The sequence below is a fragment of the Sphingomonas sp. NBWT7 genome, assembly GCF_014217605.1.
In the GTDB taxonomy this organism is placed as follows: Bacteria; Pseudomonadota; Alphaproteobacteria; order Sphingomonadales; family Sphingomonadaceae; genus Sphingomonas.
This window is the reverse complement of sequence record NZ_CP043639.1, coordinates 2,042,220-2,059,527: the sequence shown is the minus strand read 5'-3', so window position 1 is coordinate 2,059,527 and position 17,308 is coordinate 2,042,220. Positions and strand designations below refer to the sequence as shown.

At 66.8% G+C, this 17,308-nt stretch carries 19 protein-coding genes; 8 read left to right on the top strand and 11 right to left on the bottom strand.

What is annotated here, in order from left to right:
• Window positions 1–102 precede the first annotated feature (102 nt).
• Complete coding sequence (locus F1C10_RS10145) at window positions 103–1,221, top strand: OmpA family protein (RefSeq protein WP_185205899.1); 1,119 nt, start codon at window positions 103–105, stop codon at window positions 1,219–1,221.
• A 338-nt stretch (window positions 1,222–1,559) separates the two neighbouring features.
• A complete protein-coding gene (locus F1C10_RS10140; RefSeq protein ID WP_219729811.1) occupies window positions 1,560–2,657 on the top strand; it encodes a PQQ-dependent sugar dehydrogenase in 1,098 nt (365 codons plus the stop codon).
• Here the strand turns inward: F1C10_RS10140 and F1C10_RS10135 are convergent.
• Together F1C10_RS10135 and F1C10_RS10130 are read right to left on the bottom strand one after the other, a co-directional pair.
• Window positions 2,641–3,021, bottom strand: coding sequence for a PaaI family thioesterase (locus F1C10_RS10135; protein ID WP_185205895.1), 381 nt, complete (start codon window positions 3,019–3,021; stop codon window positions 2,641–2,643). The genes F1C10_RS10140 and F1C10_RS10135 overlap by 17 nt on opposite strands.
• Complete coding sequence (locus tag F1C10_RS10130; RefSeq protein ID WP_185205893.1) at window positions 3,018–3,470, bottom strand: PaaI family thioesterase; 453 nt, start codon at window positions 3,468–3,470, stop codon at window positions 3,018–3,020. Before F1C10_RS10130 ends, F1C10_RS10135 begins: the two co-directional genes overlap by 4 nt.
• A 114-nt stretch (window positions 3,471–3,584) precedes the next feature.
• On the opposite strand from F1C10_RS10130, the gene F1C10_RS10125 reads away from it, so the two are divergent.
• Window positions 3,585–4,367: a crotonase/enoyl-CoA hydratase family protein gene (locus tag F1C10_RS10125; RefSeq protein WP_185205891.1), complete on the top strand. Its 783-nt coding sequence runs from the start codon at window positions 3,585–3,587 to the stop codon at window positions 4,365–4,367.
• Window positions 4,368–4,436: 69 nt separating this feature from the next.
• The gene (locus F1C10_RS10120; RefSeq protein WP_185205889.1) at window positions 4,437–4,709 is read left to right on the top strand and encodes a CsbD family protein; all 273 of its coding nucleotides are present in this window, start codon (window positions 4,437–4,439) and stop codon (window positions 4,707–4,709) included.
• A 40-nt stretch (window positions 4,710–4,749) separates the two neighbouring features.
• On the opposite strand, the gene F1C10_RS10115 is transcribed toward F1C10_RS10120, so the two are convergent.
• From F1C10_RS10115 to F1C10_RS10105, 3 genes are all read right to left on the bottom strand, one after another.
• Entirely contained in the window at window positions 4,750–5,193 is a 444-nt protein-coding gene (locus tag F1C10_RS10115) for a thioesterase family protein (RefSeq protein ID WP_185205887.1), read from the bottom strand.
• Between the two features lie 234 nt (window positions 5,194–5,427).
• Complete coding sequence (locus F1C10_RS10110; RefSeq protein WP_085808960.1) at window positions 5,428–6,210, bottom strand: SDR family NAD(P)-dependent oxidoreductase; 783 nt, start codon at window positions 6,208–6,210, stop codon at window positions 5,428–5,430.
• Window positions 6,211–6,361: 151 nt separating this feature from the next.
• Window positions 6,362–7,567, bottom strand: coding sequence for an acetyl-CoA C-acetyltransferase (locus F1C10_RS10105; protein ID WP_185205885.1), 1,206 nt, complete (start codon window positions 7,565–7,567; stop codon window positions 6,362–6,364).
• An 81-nt stretch (window positions 7,568–7,648) separates the two neighbouring features.
• Here F1C10_RS10105 and F1C10_RS10100 point away from each other — a divergent pair, with 81 nt between their 5' ends.
• A complete protein-coding gene (locus tag F1C10_RS10100; protein ID WP_185205883.1) occupies window positions 7,649–8,314 on the top strand; it encodes a nitroreductase in 666 nt (221 codons plus the stop codon).
• 46 nt (window positions 8,315–8,360) lie between these two features.
• Here the strand turns inward: F1C10_RS10100 and F1C10_RS10095 are convergent, their stop codons facing one another.
• Window positions 8,361–8,621 (bottom strand): hypothetical protein, encoded by a 261-nt coding sequence (locus F1C10_RS10095; protein WP_085808958.1) that lies wholly within the window; start codon window positions 8,619–8,621, stop codon window positions 8,361–8,363.
• Between the two features lie 104 nt (window positions 8,622–8,725).
• Window positions 8,726–10,099: a DEAD/DEAH box helicase gene (locus F1C10_RS10090; RefSeq protein WP_185205881.1), complete on the bottom strand. Its 1,374-nt coding sequence runs from the start codon at window positions 10,097–10,099 to the stop codon at window positions 8,726–8,728.
• Between the two features lie 162 nt (window positions 10,100–10,261).
• Between F1C10_RS10090 and F1C10_RS16710 the strand changes: the two genes are divergently transcribed.
• Entirely contained in the window at window positions 10,262–10,666 is a 405-nt protein-coding gene (locus F1C10_RS16710; RefSeq protein WP_258042836.1) for a hypothetical protein, read from the top strand.
• The gene (locus F1C10_RS10080) at window positions 10,666–12,201 is read left to right on the top strand and encodes a methyl-accepting chemotaxis protein (RefSeq protein WP_185205879.1); all 1,536 of its coding nucleotides are present in this window, start codon (window positions 10,666–10,668) and stop codon (window positions 12,199–12,201) included. Before F1C10_RS16710 ends, F1C10_RS10080 begins: the two co-directional genes overlap by 1 nt.
• Here the strand turns inward: F1C10_RS10080 and F1C10_RS10075 are convergent.
• Complete coding sequence (locus F1C10_RS10075) at window positions 12,171–12,386, bottom strand: YdeI/OmpD-associated family protein (protein WP_185205877.1); 216 nt, start codon at window positions 12,384–12,386, stop codon at window positions 12,171–12,173. The two genes, F1C10_RS10080 and F1C10_RS10075, sit on opposite strands and share 31 nt — an antisense overlap.
• 312 nt (window positions 12,387–12,698) lie before the next feature.
• A complete protein-coding gene (locus F1C10_RS10070; protein ID WP_185205875.1) occupies window positions 12,699–13,853 on the bottom strand; it encodes an acyl-CoA dehydrogenase family protein in 1,155 nt (384 codons plus the stop codon).
• 196 nt (window positions 13,854–14,049) lie between these two features.
• Between F1C10_RS10070 and F1C10_RS10065 the strand changes: the two genes are divergently transcribed.
• Window positions 14,050–15,054, top strand: a complete 1,005-nt coding sequence (locus tag F1C10_RS10065; protein WP_185205873.1) for a fumarylacetoacetate hydrolase family protein — start codon at window positions 14,050–14,052, stop codon at window positions 15,052–15,054.
• Between the two features lie 35 nt (window positions 15,055–15,089).
• On the opposite strand, the gene F1C10_RS10060 is transcribed toward F1C10_RS10065, so the two are convergent.
• Entirely contained in the window at window positions 15,090–15,959 is an 870-nt protein-coding gene (locus tag F1C10_RS10060; protein ID WP_185205872.1) for a PaaI family thioesterase, read from the bottom strand.
• On the bottom strand, window positions 15,956–17,281 hold the full coding sequence (locus F1C10_RS10055; protein WP_185205870.1) for a cytochrome P450: 1,326 nt from the start codon (window positions 17,279–17,281) through the stop codon (window positions 15,956–15,958). Before F1C10_RS10055 ends, F1C10_RS10060 begins: the two co-directional genes overlap by 4 nt.
• Between the last annotated feature and the right edge of the window lie 27 nt (window positions 17,282–17,308).

The following is a 17,308-nucleotide window of genomic DNA, read 5'->3' as shown; positions in this document are numbered from 1 at the left end:
TCAGTTCGGCAACAGTTCCGGCTTTTGTCAACTTGCGTGGAAACCTCCCTTTCGATAGTGGGTTTGCACTGTCCGTAGTGACACTTTTGAAAGGGGAATAAGATGCGGAAGCTTGCCGTAATTATGGCACTCGCCTCCACCGCACTCGCCTCGCCAGCACTCGCCCGCGACAACGCGTGGTATGTTGGCGCCGAGTTCGGTGGCATGATCGTCGAAGACATCGATTATGACATCGCCAATGGCGCTGCAGGCGGTGCTGCGACCGTCGATCACGACTATGGCTGGGATGCCGACGGCATCGTGGGCTACGACTTCGGCGGCTTCCGCCTCGAGGCCGAAGTTGCCTACAAGTCGGCCGACGTCGACAGCTACACGTCGAACCTGGTGACCCCGGCGAACTTCGCCACCGGCACGCGCAACGTCGCAGCCGGCACCTATCCGCTGGCGGGTGGTCGCTCGACCGCGCTCAGCTTCATGGTCAACGGCCTGCTCGACTTCGGTGACGACGACGGCCTGCAGGGCTTCGTCGGCGGTGGTGCCGGTGTCGCTCGCGTCAAGACGCGCATCGCGCTGAACCAGCGTGGCAGCTTCCTCGACGATTCGGACACCGTGTTCGCTTGGCAGGGCCTTGCGGGCATCCGTGCGCCGTTGACCGACAACGTCGACGTGACGCTGAAGTATCGCTTCTTCAACGCGGACAACGTCAAGACGGTCGACTTCCTGAACCGTCAGTTCGAGGGTCGTTTCCGGTCGCACAGCATCCTGGGCGGTCTGACCTACAACTTCGGCGAGCCGGCTGCACCGCCGCCGCCGCCGCCGCCGCCGCCGCCGCCTCCCCCCCCGCCGCCGCCGCCGGCGCCGGAAGTGGTCTGCTCGCCGGGTCCGTTCATCGTGTTCTTCGAGTGGGACAAGTCGGACATCACGCCGGAAGCAGCGTCGATCCTCGACAACGCCGTCACGCAGTACCAGTCGTGCGGCAACGCGCAGGTCATGCTGGCCGGTCACGCCGACCGTTCGGGTGCCGCTTCGTACAACGTCGGTCTCTCGCAGCGTCGTGCAGACGCGGTGAAGGGCTACCTCACGTCGAAGGCGATCCCGGACGGGGTCATCTCGACCGAGGCGTTCGGCGAAAGCCGCCCGCGTGTCGACACGGCCGACGGTGTGCGCGAAGTGCAGAACCGTCGCGTGGAAGTCACCTACGGTCCGGGTTCGGGCCAGTAAGGTCGACGGCCTTTCGGCTGAAGGATTGGGGAGGTCGGTTCGCCGGCCTCCCTTTTCTTTTGGGCGCTGTCGTTTGTGTTTGAGATTGGCCTTACTGAGCGGGCTCAGGCTGGGAAGTTGCGGTAGGTAGCCAGGGTAGTCGCGTCGTCATTGCGCGCGACATTGATCGGGCGAGAGGCGGAAGAACCGCACGCCGCCAGAGACCTCGACTGACACTGTTACATATTGTCGCTGACTGCCGTGTCGCCCCGCGAAGCGGAACCGCTTCACAGTCCGCCGGTATAGCCTGCATGATCGTTGCAGGAGCTACCGTGATCCGTTCTATTTTCATCGCCAGCATGGTCGTCGCCACGGCGTGCTCCGCAGCGCCGCAATCGCCTCCTCAGTCGAGCGCCGGCGTGCCGTTCACAATCACCCCGGTCGCCGACTTCGATTCGCCGTGGGCGATGACCTTCCTCCCCGATCAGCGGATGTTGGTAACGGAAAAGGACGGTCGCCTGCTGCTGGTGAGCGTCGACGGCAAAAGCCGTACGACCGTCGCGACGCTACCGGTCGACAGCGCGGGGCAGGGCGGACTGATGGACGTCATGCTCGCGCCCGATTTTGCGACGACGAGGCACGTTTACCTCAGCTGGTCGAGCGCGGGCGAAGGCGGCAAAGGCGTGGTGCTGGCGCGCGGTGTTCTCGACACGTCGGCCGGCGCCGAGAAACTACGGCAGATCGAGGTGCTGTTCCGGGCGACGCCGTTCGTCGAGGGGAACGGGCATTACTCGGGCCGCATCGCCTTCTCGCCCGACGGCAGATATCTGTTCTTCACCAATGGCGAGCGGCAGAAGTTCGATCCCGCGCAGAATCCCAAAGCGACGCTTGGCAAGGTGCTACGGCTGACGCTTGACGGCAAACCGGCGCCGGGCAATCCGCTCGCCGCGCAGGGGTTCCACCCGGCAGTCTGGAGCTACGGGCATCGTAACCTGCTGGGAATCGCGTTCGACGCGTCGGGCAATCTGTGGGAGCAGGAGATGGGGCCAAAGGGCGGCGACGAGGTCAACCTCATCCAGCCCGGTAGAAACTACGGCTATCCCAAGGTGTCGAACGGCGATCACTATGACGGCCGGCCGATCCCTGATCACGCGCCGGGGGACGGGTTCGAAGCGCCGAAGGTATCGTGGAACCCGGTGATCTCGCCCGGTGGGCTGATGATCTATTCGGGCAATCTGTTCCCGCAGTGGAAGGGCGACGCGTTCATCGGTGGCCTGTCGTCCAAGGCGCTGGTGCGCGTGGACTTGAACGGCACGCAGGCGACCAAGGGCGATCAGTGGGACATGGGCGCGCGCATCCGCGAGGTGGAGCAGGGGCCGGAGGGCGCGATCTACGTGCTCGAGGACGGCGCGCAGGGATCGCAGGGGCGGCTGATCAAGCTTACCCCCGCACGATGAGGTAGTTCATGCGGGCAGCGGCGATCGGCTTGGTGCGATCGTCCTGCCACGCGATCGCCTCGACATTGGCGATCCGCGTACCGAGCCGCGTCACCGTGCCGGCCGCGCGTGTGACGCGCTCGCGACCGCCGCGCATGAAGTCGACGGTGACGTTGATCGGCTTGATGCGCCCACCCCCCTCTCCGGCTAGCTGGTGGCGCAATGCGGCGATCGCGGCGACCTCGATCAGCCCGGTGATCGCCCCGCCTTGGACGAAGCCTGGGCGGCCGAGCACGGCATGGCTGAACGGCATGGCGAGAACCGGCAGCCCGTTCTCCCATTCGAGCGTCGCGCCGAGGAGCTCGGCATAGGGCGGCAGCTTCATGCGCCCGCTCCCGCGCCGGCGCCATCGAGGAACATGAACGTCCCGCTGACGTGCGCGATCGGGTCGGCAGGATCGCCATCGTGTGCGTAGCCGCGGACGAAGGCGATCGAGCGCTTGATCGCGAAGCTTTCGCCGTGACCGATGACGGTGTGGCCCGGTCGCGCTGGGCGCAGATAGTCGAGCCGCAGATCGAGCGTGGCGTGCGGCACGAAGCCGCCGAGCTTGCGCATCGTCGCCAAACTGGTGGCGATATCCATCAGGGCGAAGATCGGCCCCGAGGCGATGACGCCGCTGTCTTCGTCCCCGATCATGTCGGCGGCGTAGGGCAAAGCGAGCTCGACCCAATCGTCACCATGCGCATGGTAGCCGATGCCGAGCCGCGAGCCGTGGCCGCCGAAGCGCACGTCCTTGAGCCCCGGCAACCCCGCCAATGCTGCGTCGATATTCATGGCAGAGCGATCTACACCAGCCCCGTGCCAGCGCAACGCCGCAGCATCAGCGGCATTGATGCCTGTCGTTGCCTGATCTAAGTCGATCGTATCACTTTCGAGCGAGAGGCGGACATGGACGAGCGCGTTACGATCACGGTGGAGAACGGCATCGCCGATGTGCGACTGATCCGGACCGACAAGATGAATGCCTTGGATCCCGCGATGTTCGCCGGGATCAACGGCGCGATCGAGAAGCTGGCCGGCATGAAGGACGTGCGCGTCGCCGTCCTTTCAGGCGACGGGCGCGCGTTCTGCGCGGGGCTCGACATGGCGTCGATGGCGGGCGGTGGTTCGGGCAACGATCTGGGCGCGCGCAGCCACGGTGTCGCCAATACTGCGCAGAACGTCGCGTGGGGGTGGCGCGCGCTGCCGATGCCGGTGATCGCCGCGGTCCACGGCGTAGCGCTTGGCGGTGGTTTCCAGATCATGTCGGGCGCATGTGTGCGCATCGCCCATCCCGCGACGCGGATGTCGATCCGCGAGACCTATTGGGGGTTGGTGCCCGACATGGCCGGGCTGGCGTTGTGGCGGACGCTGGTGCGCGACGACGTGCTGCGCGACCTGACCTACAGCGCGCGCGAGTTCACCGCGGTCGATGCCGAGCGTTACGGCTTCGTCACGCGGCTGGCGGAGGATCCGCGTGCCGCGGCGTTCGAGCTGGCGCGCGAGATCGCCGGGCGTAACCCCGACGCGGTCAAGGCGTCGAAGCGGCTGATCAACCTGATGGCGGATGGCGATACCGCGACGATGCTGCAGGCGGAGAGCGACGAGCAGATCAAGCTGATGCGTTCCCCCAATCAGGTCGAGGCGGTGCGCGCCAACATGGAGAAGCGCGCGGCCGTATTCGCCGATTGAGGCACGATACGGCACTATTTCGTCGGTCATTGGTTTGCGCACCTGTCTCAACAACTAGGAGTTCGAACCATGGTCGACGCGGTAATCGGTGATCTTAACAACGTCAGCGGCAAGGTGAAGGAGACCGCGGGCGCGGCGACCGGCGATCGTTCGCTGCAGGCGAGTGGGATCGTGGATCAGGTGAAGGGGGCGTTCCAGAAGGCGACCGCACCGGGCGTCGACGGCCAGCCGCAGGTCGTCGGCAAGGCGAAGGCGTTTGCCAAGGAGCGCCCGTGGGCCACGGCGGCGCTGGTCGGCGTACTCGGCCTCGCCACGCTCGGCACGCTGCGCGGCCAGCGTTGATCGATAGAACTCTGCGCCGGGCAAGCGCCCGGCGCGGGGGCTACACGCCGCGGACCTGAACGGCTTTCAGGCGCGTCACGAAATCGTCCGGAAGCCCGATACCCTTCGGATCGGTCATCACGATCGTGGTGTCGCATGTGGCGATGCATGCTCCAGACTGGAACGCGGCCGACAGCATCTCGAAGCTGCGGTTGCCGATCTTCCCGATCCCCAGCGCGATCTCGACGTCTTCGGGAAAGTTGCCCTCGGCAAGATAATTGATCTCGTTACGCGCGACGACCGCGCGGAATGATCCTTCCGCCATCTTGCCGCGCGAGACGCGACCGAGCGCCTGGTTCATCCTAACGCGCGCATCTTCGAACAACGACGCGTAGGCGACGTTGTTGAGATGCCCCATCGTGTCGAGATCTTGGAAGCGCGTCTGCTTCGTTTCGTGCTTCGGATAGGACGCGGGATCGAGGCGCCACGGCGCGGGGCGAGGCATCGGCTGTCATCCTGGCTAGGCCGGACCCCCGAACGGGATCGCTGGCGATAGTATCTGCGAATATATTACCGCTGAAATGTCGACGCCGGGACGAGCCCGGCGTGACGTAATTCGACGTGTCGGCGGCGTGGCCGTCACGGGAGCGAGTCCCGTGACGTCAGACGCGGCGCTTGGCGCCGCGCTGGCCGGCCTTGGGCGAGCCAGCGCGCAACATGCGCGCTGCCGCCCAGCGGCTCACCGCGGCGCCATGCGGATCGCACCGTCGAGGCGGACGTCCTCGCCGTTGAAATAGCCATTCTCGATCATCAGCGTGGCGAGTGCGGCATATTCTTCCGGGTTGCCGAGGCGCTTGGGGAACGGCACCGACGCGGATAGCGCGTCCTTCACGTTCTGCGGCGCGGCGGCGAGCAGCGGCGTGTTGAAGATGCCGGGCAGGATCGTGTTGACGCGGATGCCCTCGCTCATCAGGTCGCGCGCGATCGGCAGCGTCATGCCGACGACACCGCCCTTCGACGCGGAATAGGCCGCCTGGCCGATCTGGCCGTCCTCGGCCGCGACGCTCGCAGTGTTGACGATCGCGCCGCGATCACCGTCCTCGAGAGGATCGAGCGTCATCATGCCCGCCGCCGACTTGGCGATGCAGCGGAACGTGCCGACGAGGTTGATCTGGATGATCCAGTTGAACGCGTCGAGCGGGAAGTGCTTGATCGAGCCGTCTTCCTTGCTGCGGCTGGCGGTCTTCACCGCATTGCCGGTGCCCGCGCAATTGACCAGAATACGCTCCTGCCCGATCGCCTCGCGCGCCTTGGCGAAGCCGGCGTCGACCGACGCCTCATCGGTCACGTTGACCTTGCAGAACACGCCGCCGAGTTCCTTGGCCATCGCCTCGCCCTTCTCCTCCTGAAGGTCAAAGATCGCGACCTTGACGCCCTTCGAGGCGAGCAGGCGTGCGGTGGCGGCACCGAGGCCGGATGCGCCACCAGTGACGACGGCGGAAATATTATTGTCGAGCTTCATGCGGTAAATCCCCTCCCGATAGGAACGCCAGCTTCGTCCGGCGTTCACGGATGATGTTCGGCGCGACGCGGCGCCCAAAATGAAAGAGTGGAGCAGCCGCCCGCCGTCATCCGGCCAGATCGCGGGATGACGGCGAACGGTAGCGGGGCGCTTATTCTGCCGCTTGCGCGACGTCGCCCTGCCAGTCGCAATTCTCGATGATCGTGACATTGGCGACGCCGCCGCCCTCGCACATCGTCTGCAGGCCGTAGCGGCCGCCGCGACGCTTCAGTTCGTGCACCAGCGTCGCCATCAGCTTCGTTCCCGACGCGCCGAGCGGGTGGCCGAGTGCGATCGCGCCGCCGTTGACGTTGAGCTTGTTGGGATCGGCCTTGGTGTGCTGCAGCCACGCGACCGGCACCGACGCGAACGCCTCGTTCACCTCGTAGAGGTCGATATCGTCGATCGAGAGGCCGGCCTTCTTCAGTGCCTTGTCGGTCGCGAACAGCGGCTCCTCGAGCATGATCACCGGATCACCCGCGGTGACGGTGAGGTTGACGATCTTCGCCAGCGGCTTAAGGTTGTACTTCTTCAGCGCTTCCTCGCTGACGATCAGCACCGCGCTCGCGCCGTCGCAGATCTGGCTCGACGAGGCCGCGGTCAGCACGCCCTCTTCCGACAGCTTCTTGACGCCCGCCATGCCCTCGGCCGACGCATCGTAGCGGATGCCCTCGTCGCTGGTATGCTGGTCCTTGCCCTCGGTCGTCTCGACGTCGACGGGGACGATCTCGTCCTTAAACTTGCCGCCCTGCGTGGCCGCAACCGCCTTGCGGTGCGAATTCAGCGAATATTCGTCGAGCTGCTCGCGCGTGTAGCCGTATTTCTTGGCGATCATCTCGGCGCCGGCGAACTGGTTGAAGTTGATCCCCGGGAACTTATCCTCGAGCCCCGGCGACTTGTTCTTGCCGAGACCCGCGTCGTAGAACAGCTTGTAGGTCGAGCCCATCGGCACGCGTGTCATGCTTTCCACGCCGGCCGCGATCACCACGTCCTGCGTGCCCGACATCACTGCCTGCGCCGCGAACTGGATCGCCTGCTGCGACGAACCGCACTGACGATCGATCGTCACCGCCGGGGTCGACTGCGCGAGTTTCTTCGACGCGAGAACGGCGTTGCGCCCGACCTGGCCGGCCTGCTCGCCGCCCTGGCTGACGCAGCCCATCACGACGTCGTCGACCGCATCGCCGGGCAGCCCCGACCGCTCGATGACGGCATCCAGCACGCTGGCCGCCAGATCGACCGGATGAACGCCCGCGAGCTTGCCGCCGCGCCGTCCCCCGGCCGTCCGAACCGCTTCGACGATATACGCCTCAGGCATCTTCCGACTCTCCATAACAGATGTTATCCCAGCGGCTCATGTGGCGCGATTTGACGCGCACGGCAAGGGGTGGAGAGGCGAATGAACGTTTCCGAAGCAGTGGCCGAACGGCGCTCGGTGCGCGGTTTTCTCGACAAGGAGGTGCCGCTCGACGTGCTGAAGGCGCTGGCGCTCAAGTCGGCGCGGGCGGCGACCGGGGGCAATATCCAGCCGTGGCATATCGACATCGTCACTGGTGCCAAGATGGACGAGCTGAAGGAGATCATGCGCGGCAAGATCGAGCGGCGCGAGACCGAAACGCCCGGCTACGACATCTATCCACGCGAAATGACCGACGCGACCAAGGCGCGAACGCAGCAGATCGGCGAGATCATGTACGGCCATCTCGGCATCCCGCGCGACGACAAGCGCGCGCGGGCGCAGTGGTTCGCGCGCAATTTCCAGTTCTTCGGCGCTCCGTCGGCCTTTTTCGTCACGGTCGACCGGCGGATGGGGCCGCCGCAATGGTCCGATCTGGGCATGTACCTGCAGACCCTAATGCTGCTCGCCGTCGAGGAAGGGCTGGCGACCTGCCCGCAGGAATGCTGGGCGGTCTATCCCAACACGGTCGAGGCGTTCCTTGGCACCCCGTCGGAGCGCATGCTCTTCTGCGGCGTCGCGATCGGCTATGAGGATGCCGCCGAGCCTGCCAACCGCACGCGCAGCCCGCGCGCGCCGGAAGAGGAATGGCTTACCGTTCTCGCCTGACGCAATCGGGGGGCGCGCGGCCCGGGACCAACCGGGCCGCGGCGCCTCAATTGTTTTCCGGCCGCCCCTCGTCGATCGCGGCGAGGATCATGCGCTCCCACGCGGCGGTATCGCCGACGCTCGCCATCGCCTCGCTCGGCGCGCGCAAGGTGTGGAGCACGGCGAGCGCATCGTTGCGATAATCCCGCCACGTCGCGTCGATCGCGCCGCTGGCCGATTCCTGATCGCCATCGGCGTTGGCGCTGATGCGCTGTCCGGCGAGGACGCGTGCGATACGCTCCACCACCGATCCCGTTGCTGTATCCATCGTGCTGCTTCTCCTCGGCCACAGAGTGAACCGATGAGCGCGATGCCGGGTTTCACGGCACCGCGCTGATCGAGGTCAAGCAGCTTGGTCCGAAGGTGACCCGATCAGGCCTGCGCTGCCGGGCGCGATCCGCCCCGGCCACGACCGCCGCGACCGCGACCGCCGCCCCCGCCGCCGCCACTCCCGATTCCGCGGCGGCTGGCGTTCGCGTAATCACGCGTCGCCGTCGGCGCATGCGTCGCGCGCGGCCGCGCCGGGCCACGCTGAGCGCGCGGGCGATCTTCGCGCGGGGCGGGATCGGCGCCGATCGCCTTGACGCGAGCAGCCTTGAGCGCCTCGGCGCGCTTCATGAAATCGTCGGGCAGCGCACGCTGCGGCACCTTCTGCCGCGTCACCTTCTCGATGTCCTTCAGATACGGCCGCTCGTCGTCGGCGCAGAAGGCGATCGCGACGCCGCTCGCCCCGGCACGCGCCGTGCGCCCGATGCGGTGAACGTATTGTTCGGGAACGTTGGGCAGCTCGAAATTGAAGACGTGGCTGACGCCCGAAACGTCGATCCCGCGCGCCGCGATGTCGGTCGCGACCAGGATCGGCGTCTCGCCCGACTTGAACGCGGCGAGCGCACGCTCGCGCTGCGGCTGGCTCTTGTTACCGTGGATCGCGTTGGACCCGATCCCGTTGCCGGCCAGGAGCTTCACGACGCGGTCGGCGCCATGCTTGGTGCGGGTAAACACCAGCGCGCGCTCGATCTTCTCCTCCTGGATCAGCATCGTCAGCAGCGCCTGCTTCTCCGCCTGATTGACGAATATCACCTGCTGCGCGACGCGCTCCGCAGTGGTCGCCGCCGGCACGACCGACACGGTCTGCGGATCGGTAAGGAACTGGCTGGCGAGATCGCGGATCGACGTCGGCATCGTCGCCGAGAAGAACAGCGTCTGGCGGCGGCGCGGAACGATGCGCACGATCTTCTTGAGCGCATGAATGAAGCCGAGGTCCATCATCTGGTCGGCCTCGTCGAGCACCAGGATCTCGACCATCGTCAGGTTGCAGAAGCCCTGCTCGACGAGATCGAGCAAGCGGCCCGGCGTCGCGACGAGAATGTCGACGCCGCGCGACAGATCCTGGCGGTTCTTGTTGATGCTCGTGCCGCCGAACACGGTCGCGACGCTGAGCCGCGAATTACCGGCATAGGCGCGCGCATTGTCGGCGATCTGGCTCGCAAGCTCGCGCGTCGGCGCGAGAACCAGCATGCGCACATGCGTCGGCAGAACGCGCTTCTGCCCTTCCAGCAGGCGCTGGATCGACGGCAGGACGAATGCGGCCGTCTTGCCGGTGCCGGTCTGCGCGATGCCGAGCAGATCGCGCCCGGTGAGCACGATCGGGATCGCGTCGCGCTGGATCGGGGTCGGGGTGGTATAGCCCTTGGTGTCGAGCGCGCGGACGAGCGGCTCGGCAAGGCCGAGAGTGGCGAATGACATGGAAAATCGTACCTAAATGGTCGCGGCCCGCACGCCATACGGGCGCACGGGTAGCGGGGGAGAGATGACACCCCGCGTGACTTGGGAAGCCGGTTAGATCAACCGAGGCGGAGCCGGGGCCGATGGCCCGATCACGCTGCATACGCCTCGATACCGCGCCAGATGCGCGCGACGGGCGCAAAAGTCAAGCTACGTGTTTTACGTACGCTGGCGTACGCCGGCGTTAACCTTCATCGCTCGATAACCAATCGCCTGCAAAGCGCCCGTATGCGTTTCAGTTTGCCACAGTCCGCCGCAATGGTTCTGGTTCACGCCGGGATCTGCCTTTCGGGGCTCGCGGCGATGGCGCTGGCGCCACCTGTCAGCGGCGCCATGCTGCTTGTGCCGCTGGTCGGCGATCCGGCGACGGTGCGGATTGCACGGGCCGGCGGCGCATTGCTGATGGGCAGCGGACCGGCGGGCAGCGTCGTGGTTCGCGGCGAACGCGGCTTGCTCTTCTGGCGGATGCTGCGCGCCGGCGTGCTGCCGATCGCCGCACCCGCCAGTTATTGCGGAAAGGGCCTGTGATGTCGTCGCTCGATGCGCTGCGCGTACGCGTGATCCGTACGCTGGCGGTGATCGGCTGGCTGTGCCTGCCGCTGATCGCCGTCTGGGGCTTCGCGATGGAATCGCCCAATACATCGCTGGCGGTATTCGTCGCGTCGCTGGGCAACATCGTGCCGACGACGATGGCGGTGCGCGGGCGGCACGATCTATCCGCGCGCATGAGCTTCGCGATTCTCGCCGCGCTGCTGCCGGCGGTCTACGTCTATCTGTTGGCGGGCAATGCGTGGCAGATGGACGCGCACATGTATTTCTTCGTCGCGCTGTCGATGCTGGCGGTCTTGTGCGACTGGCGGCCGCTGGCGCTCGCGTCGGCGCTGATCGCGATCCATCACCTGCTGCTGTCGTACATCCTGCCGCAATGGGTGTTCGAGACCGACGGCACGCTCGGGCGTGTGCTGTTCCATGCGCTGGCGGTGATCCTGCAGTTCGCCGCGCTGACCTATCTGACGACGCGGCTGCGCGCGCTGATCCTGGCGCAGGATTTCGCGCAGGGTGAAGCCGAGGCGCTCGCAGCGACGGCGGAGGCCGAACGCGGCCGTGCGTGCGAGGCACTCGCCGCGGCGGAGGCGGCCGAGGAGCGCTCGCGTCACGAGCGGATGCGGCGCGAGGATGCCGAAGCGCGGCTCGAGCGCGAACGCCGGCAGGCGTTTGACCAGCTGGCCGACGAGTTCGAGCATTCGGTGTCCGGCGTCGCCGTCGCGATCGAGCAGGCCGCCGCGACGCTGGAGGATTCGGCCACCACGCTCACCCGGATCGCGGCGGACGCGGGGCGGCAGGCGAGCGAGGTTGCCGCCGGCGCGTGCCAGGCGGCCGGCGCGACGCAGGACGTGGCGGATGCCGTTCATCGCTTGACCGGGTCGATCGGCGATATCGCGGGCAGCGCCGCCGCGCAGGCCGCGCTGACGACGACGGTGGAGCGCAATGCCGAGGAGGGCAATCGTGCCGTCCTAGACCTCGCGCGTCGTACCGGCGACATCGGCGGCCTTGTGGGGGAGATCCATGAGATCGCCGCGCGCACCAACCTGCTGGCGTTGAACGCGACGATCGAGGCGGCACGCGCGGGCGATGCGGGGCGCGGCTTCGCCGTCGTCGCGGGCGAGGTGAAGCAGCTCGCCGGCGGTACCGCCCAGGCGACCGACAAAATCGTCGCGTTGATCGAGAGCGTTCGGCACGGGATCCACGTCGCCGAGGCGAACATGCTCGGCGCGACCGACGCCGTGAGCCGCGTTGCCACGGCGGCTGGCGACATCCGCGGCGCGGTGTCGGATCAGCGTGGCATGGCGGCGGAGATCGAACGGACCGCGCAGGATGCGGCACGCGGCGTCGACATGATCGAGCAGCGGATCGAGCGCGTGGCGAGCGCCGTCAACGAGGCCGATGCCTTGTCGCGCGGTGTGCGCGAGGCGGCCGTCGCTTTGTCTGATCAGGCGCGGCAGCTGCGGCAGACCGCCGACGGCTTCGTCGATCAGCTGCGCTCGGGCGAACGCGCCGCCTGATATACCGCGGTGCCAATGCGCCGCGCGCGTGTCTCGTTGCGTTTGGCGGCGAGGGTGGCGTCGACACGCTCGCGCCGCACGGTCACGCTCAGCCGCGACCAGGCATTCATCGCCGCGCCGCGCTCGAGCGCAAGATCGTCCGGGATCGCCACGGTGCGAGGCTCGGTGTCGAGCGCCAGCGTCACCGCATAGGATTTGCCAGCGACAAGGCCGGCCGCGATGCGATGCGATGCGCGCGTCGCAGCGGCACGAACGCGCACCCCGCCCGGATCGCGATTGTCGATCGATAGCAATAGCCGTTGATCGTAACGACGTGGGCGGGTTGGCGCGGCCGAAGACGGCGCGTGGATCGGCGTCGATCGGAATGGCCGCCATCGCCCCGTCCAGCCGTAGCGGCGTAGTGAAGCTACGTCGGCACGTCACACATCGCCGCACGCTGGAACGACAACGGCCGACAGCATAGCTGCCGGCCGTATCGTTGCGCGATCGGCGCGTGCTTACAGCTTGCGCCCGATCACTTCCTTCATGATCTCATTCGTGCCGCCATAGATCCGGCTGACGCGTGCGCCGCGCCACATCTTGGCGATCGGATATTCGTTCATATAGCCTGCGCCGCCGTGCAGCTGGAGGCACTTGTCCATCACTTCCCACTGAAGGTCGGTGTGCCACAGCTTGGCTGCCGCGCCTTCCTCGTTGGTCAGTTCGCCCTTCAGGTGGCGCGCGATCGCCCAGTCGAGGTGCGCCCAGCCCACCTGCAGCTTCGCCTTGAGGTCGGCGAGGACGAACTTGGTGTTCTGGAAATCGAACACCGTGCCCTTGAACGCCTTGCGGTCCTTCACGAACGCGACGGTATCGTCGAACGCCTTTTGTGCCGAGGCATGCGTCGACACCGCGATCGACAGCCGCTCCTGCGGCAACTGGCTCATCAGGTAGATGAAGCCCATACCTTCCTCACCAAGGCAGTTGGTGATCGGCACGCGCACGTCCTCAAAGAACAATTCGGACGTGTCCGCCGCATCCTGCCCGATCTTGTCGAGCTTGCGCCCCTTGCTGAACCCCTCGCGGTCGCTTTCGACCAGGATGATCGACATGCCCTTGTAGGCGGGCGAGGCATTGGGATCGGTTTTGGCGACGACTAGCGTCAGATCGGTGTTCTGGCCGTTGGTGATATACGTCTTCGATCCGTTGATGACGTAGTGGTTGCCGTCCTTCTTGGCGGTGGTGCGGATCGATTGGAGATCGCTGCCGGTGCCCGGCTCGGTCATCGCGATCGCGGTGATCACGTCGCCCGACACCATCTTGGGCAGCCACTCCTTCTTCTGCTCCTCGGAGCCGTAGGTTTCCATGTACCCGGCGACGATGTCCGACTGAAGCGAGAAGCCCGCGGGCACGCCCGAATAGGCCATTTCCTCGTCGACGATCGCATTGTAGCCGAAATCGAGGCCGAGCCCGCCGTACTCCTCCGGCACGGTCGGGCACAGCATGCCCACCTCGCCGGCCTTCTGCCAGAAGGACTTGGGCACCAGCCGATCCTTCTCCCACTGATCGGCGTTCGGCACGCCGTCCTTGGCCAGGAAGCTGCGCACCGTCTGGCGGAACGCCTCGTGATCCTCGTTATACGCAAAACGGCCCGCGACCTGGTCGAGCGACATGGAAAAACCCCTCCGGAAAGCTGATGCGCAATTGTCGCGGGCACGCTGCGACCGGTCAAGTAACTTTTGTTATGGCCGGTACGTCACTCCTGTCGACGGCGGCAAGCGCCGCGCGAACCGTCAAGCGCCTTATGCCGCCGCTCTCGACTTCGCCCGGCGCGCGCGCCTATGCCGGGGGGTGAAGGAGAGGTAACCGATGAAACTTGCGAGCCTGAAGCACGGACGGGACGGCAAGCTCGTCGTCGTATCGAACGATCTCGCCTGGTGCGCCGATGCGACGCATATCGCGCCCACGCTACAGGCGGCGCTCGACGATTGGGATCGGCTGCTGCCCGATCTGCGCAATCTCGCCACCGATCTTGCGCACGAGGTGATCCCGCGCGATCGCTTCCACGAGCATGACGCCGCCTCGCCGCTGCCGCGCGCCTATCAGTGGGCGGACGGCTCGGCCTACGTCAATCACGTCGCGCTGGTGCGGCAGGCGCGCGGTGCGGAGATGCCCGACAGCTTCTGGCACGATCCGCTGATGTACCAGGGCGGCTCGGACGGGTTCCTCGCGCCGCGCGATCCGATCCCGCTTGCCGACGAAAGCTGGGGCTGCGATCTCGAGGCCGAAGTCGTCGTCGTCACCGGCGACGTTCCGATGGGGGCGAGCCGCGAGGACGCCCTCGCGGCGATCCGCCTCGTCGGGCTGACCAACGACGTGTCGCTGCGCAATCTCATCCCCGGCGAGCTCGGCAAGGGGTTCGGCTTCTTCCAGTCGAAACCGGCGTCGGCCTTCTCACCCGTGTTCGTCACCCCCGACGCGCTGGGCGACTGGTGGCAGGACGGCAAGCTGCACCGCAAGCTAATGGTCGATCTCAACGGCCAGCCGTTCGGCCGCGCCGAGGCGGGGGAGGACATGACGTTCGACTTCGGCACGCTCGTCGCCCACGCCGCCAGGACGCGCGCGCTCGGCGCAGGCACGATCGTCGGCTCCGGCACCGTGTCGAACCGCGACGCGGACGGCGGGCCGGGCAAGCCGATCGGCGAGGGCGGGGTGGGCTATTCGTGCATCGCCGAGGTACGCATGATCGAGGCGATTGCCGGCGGCCAGCCGGTGACGCCGTTCCTCAAGGCCGGCGACACCGTGCGCATCTGGGCCGAGGACGATCGCCACCACCCGATCTTCGGTGTGATCGAGCAGACCGTCGGCGGTTGACCGCCGACGCACGCGGCCAAGCCGACCCGAGGCGGCTAGTCGCGCGGTAGCGTCACCAGCCGCACCTCGCCCGGCGCATCGGTCATCGCCAGCAGGCGCGCGATCGCGACGGGCTTGGCCGGATCGCCCTGATGCGCGTCGACGTCGATCGTGATCGCGCGCCGGCCGGTCCGCCGCGGCACGACGCTGGTGACGAGCAGGCGGTCGGCACGCGCCGGGGCAAGATAGCGGATCTCGATGTCGAGCGGGCGGAAGCCGGGATCGATCGTCGCGACGGCAGAGGCCTCGAGCAATGCCGCGATCACCCCGCCGTGGAACGCCGGCAGCGGCGCGCCGACGTGCTCCGGCCGCGGCGTGACCGACAAGCCATCGCTCTCCTTCGTTGCGGCAAGATAAGTCGCGAAATCGGTGTCGGTCGAGGGGGGCAAAATCGCGGTGCGGTCCTCGATCCGTCCGCCGCCGCCACCCGGCATCGATCCGATCAGGTAGCGCCCGGTCGCAGCGCCGACCGGCGCGCCGTCCGCCAGCAGCAGCCCACGTGCGAGTGCGAGGTCGCCATCGCGCACGACATTCTCGATCACGCAGTCGAGCCGCCCCATGGGCAGCGGCGCGAACCAGTCGACGCGCAGGTCGAGCGTCATCATCGGCGTCGGCTGCGCCAGCGTTGCGAACACGCCGCCCGCGGTCGCCTGGTCGGCGAGCACCAGTGCCGCGCCGCGTGCAACGCGGCCTTCGGCGTCGCGCGTCGACGGCAGCGAGATGTCGAGCGAGGTGACGACCGGCCCGCCGTGCGCGGCGCGCTGCTGCATGCCGAGTGCGGCGCAGGCAGGGATGGTGCGCAGATGCTGATTGGCGTCGCGCCCCGGAAAGCCGGGATAGAGGCGCTCGGGATCGCTGAGGCTCACTTGGCGCGATACCGGATCGGCAGGCGCTTGATCCCGCTGACGAAGCTGGCGCGCGTCCACGCCGGATCGCCGTCGAGCGCGAAATCGTCGAAGCGGGCAAGCAATTCCTCGAACAGGATGCGCATCTCCATCTTCGCCAGATGCTGCCCCAGGCACAGATGCGGGCCGTAGCCGAAGGCGAGATGCTGCTTTGCATTGGCGCGATCGACGCGGAACGCGAACGGATCGTCGAACACCGCGGCGTCGCGATTGGCGGACGGATAGGCCATGACGAGGCCGTCGCCGGCCTTGATCGGCATCCCGGCTACTTCGGCGTCGACCGCGGCGGTGCGGAAGAAATGCTTCACCGGGCTCGACCAGCGGATCATCTCGTCGATCGCATTGGGCAAAAGCGACGGATCGTCGCGCAGCTTCTTCATCTCGGCCGGGTTGCGGATCAGTTCGAGCAGGCCGGCGGAGGAGGAGGAACTTGTCGTATCGTGCCCCGCGGCGGCGATGATGAGGTAGTAGCTCATCGCCTCCATGTTGCCCATCGGCGACCCGTCGGTGAGCGTCGCGTTGGCGATGATCGTCGACACGTCCTCACGCGGGTTGGCCTTGCGATCGGCAGTGATGCGATCGCACCAGGCGTTAAACTCGGCGATGGTGGCGAACAGTCCGCCCATCTCCTCGGAGCGCATGTGGTCGAAATCCTGCGCGCCGAACACTTCCTGCGTGATCTTCATCAGGAACGCCTCGTCCTCGCGCGGCGCGCCCAGCGTCAGCATGATGACGCGCAATGGGAACCAGATCGCGACTTCGGTCGCGAAATCGCACCGCCCGCCGAGCGACGCCATATGCTCGACGCTCTCCTTCGCCAGCGCGCGGATGTCGGCTTCCAGCTGGCGCATGTGCTTGGCGGAGAAATAGCCTTGCGTCATCGCGCGGAAGTGGCGGTGATCGGGATTGTCCATGCTGACGAGGTTGCGCGTCAGCTTGTCACTGCCCCCCGTCAGCGCCTTTACGCGCTCCTCGTCGGCGATCGGCGACAACGTCAGCCGCGGGTCGTTGAGAAAGGTGTCGGTATCGAGCTCGACGCGCTTGATGTCGGCGTGGCGCGCAACCGTCCAGAACGGGCGATAGCCTTCGGGCTCACACCAGTAGACCGGTGCTTCCTCGCGCAGATGCTTAAAGATCGCGTGGTAGCGATCCTCGTTGGCGTAGCTGTCGGGATCGACGATCGCGGCGTCGAACGCGGCCTTGTCGGCGGGGGAGGGCACGTTCGGGGTGAGGCCGATACGCGGCTCCGGGGCGGGCTGGGGGGCGAGGGCGGCGGTGGCCATGGTCGATCTCTCCGATGCGCCGGTCGG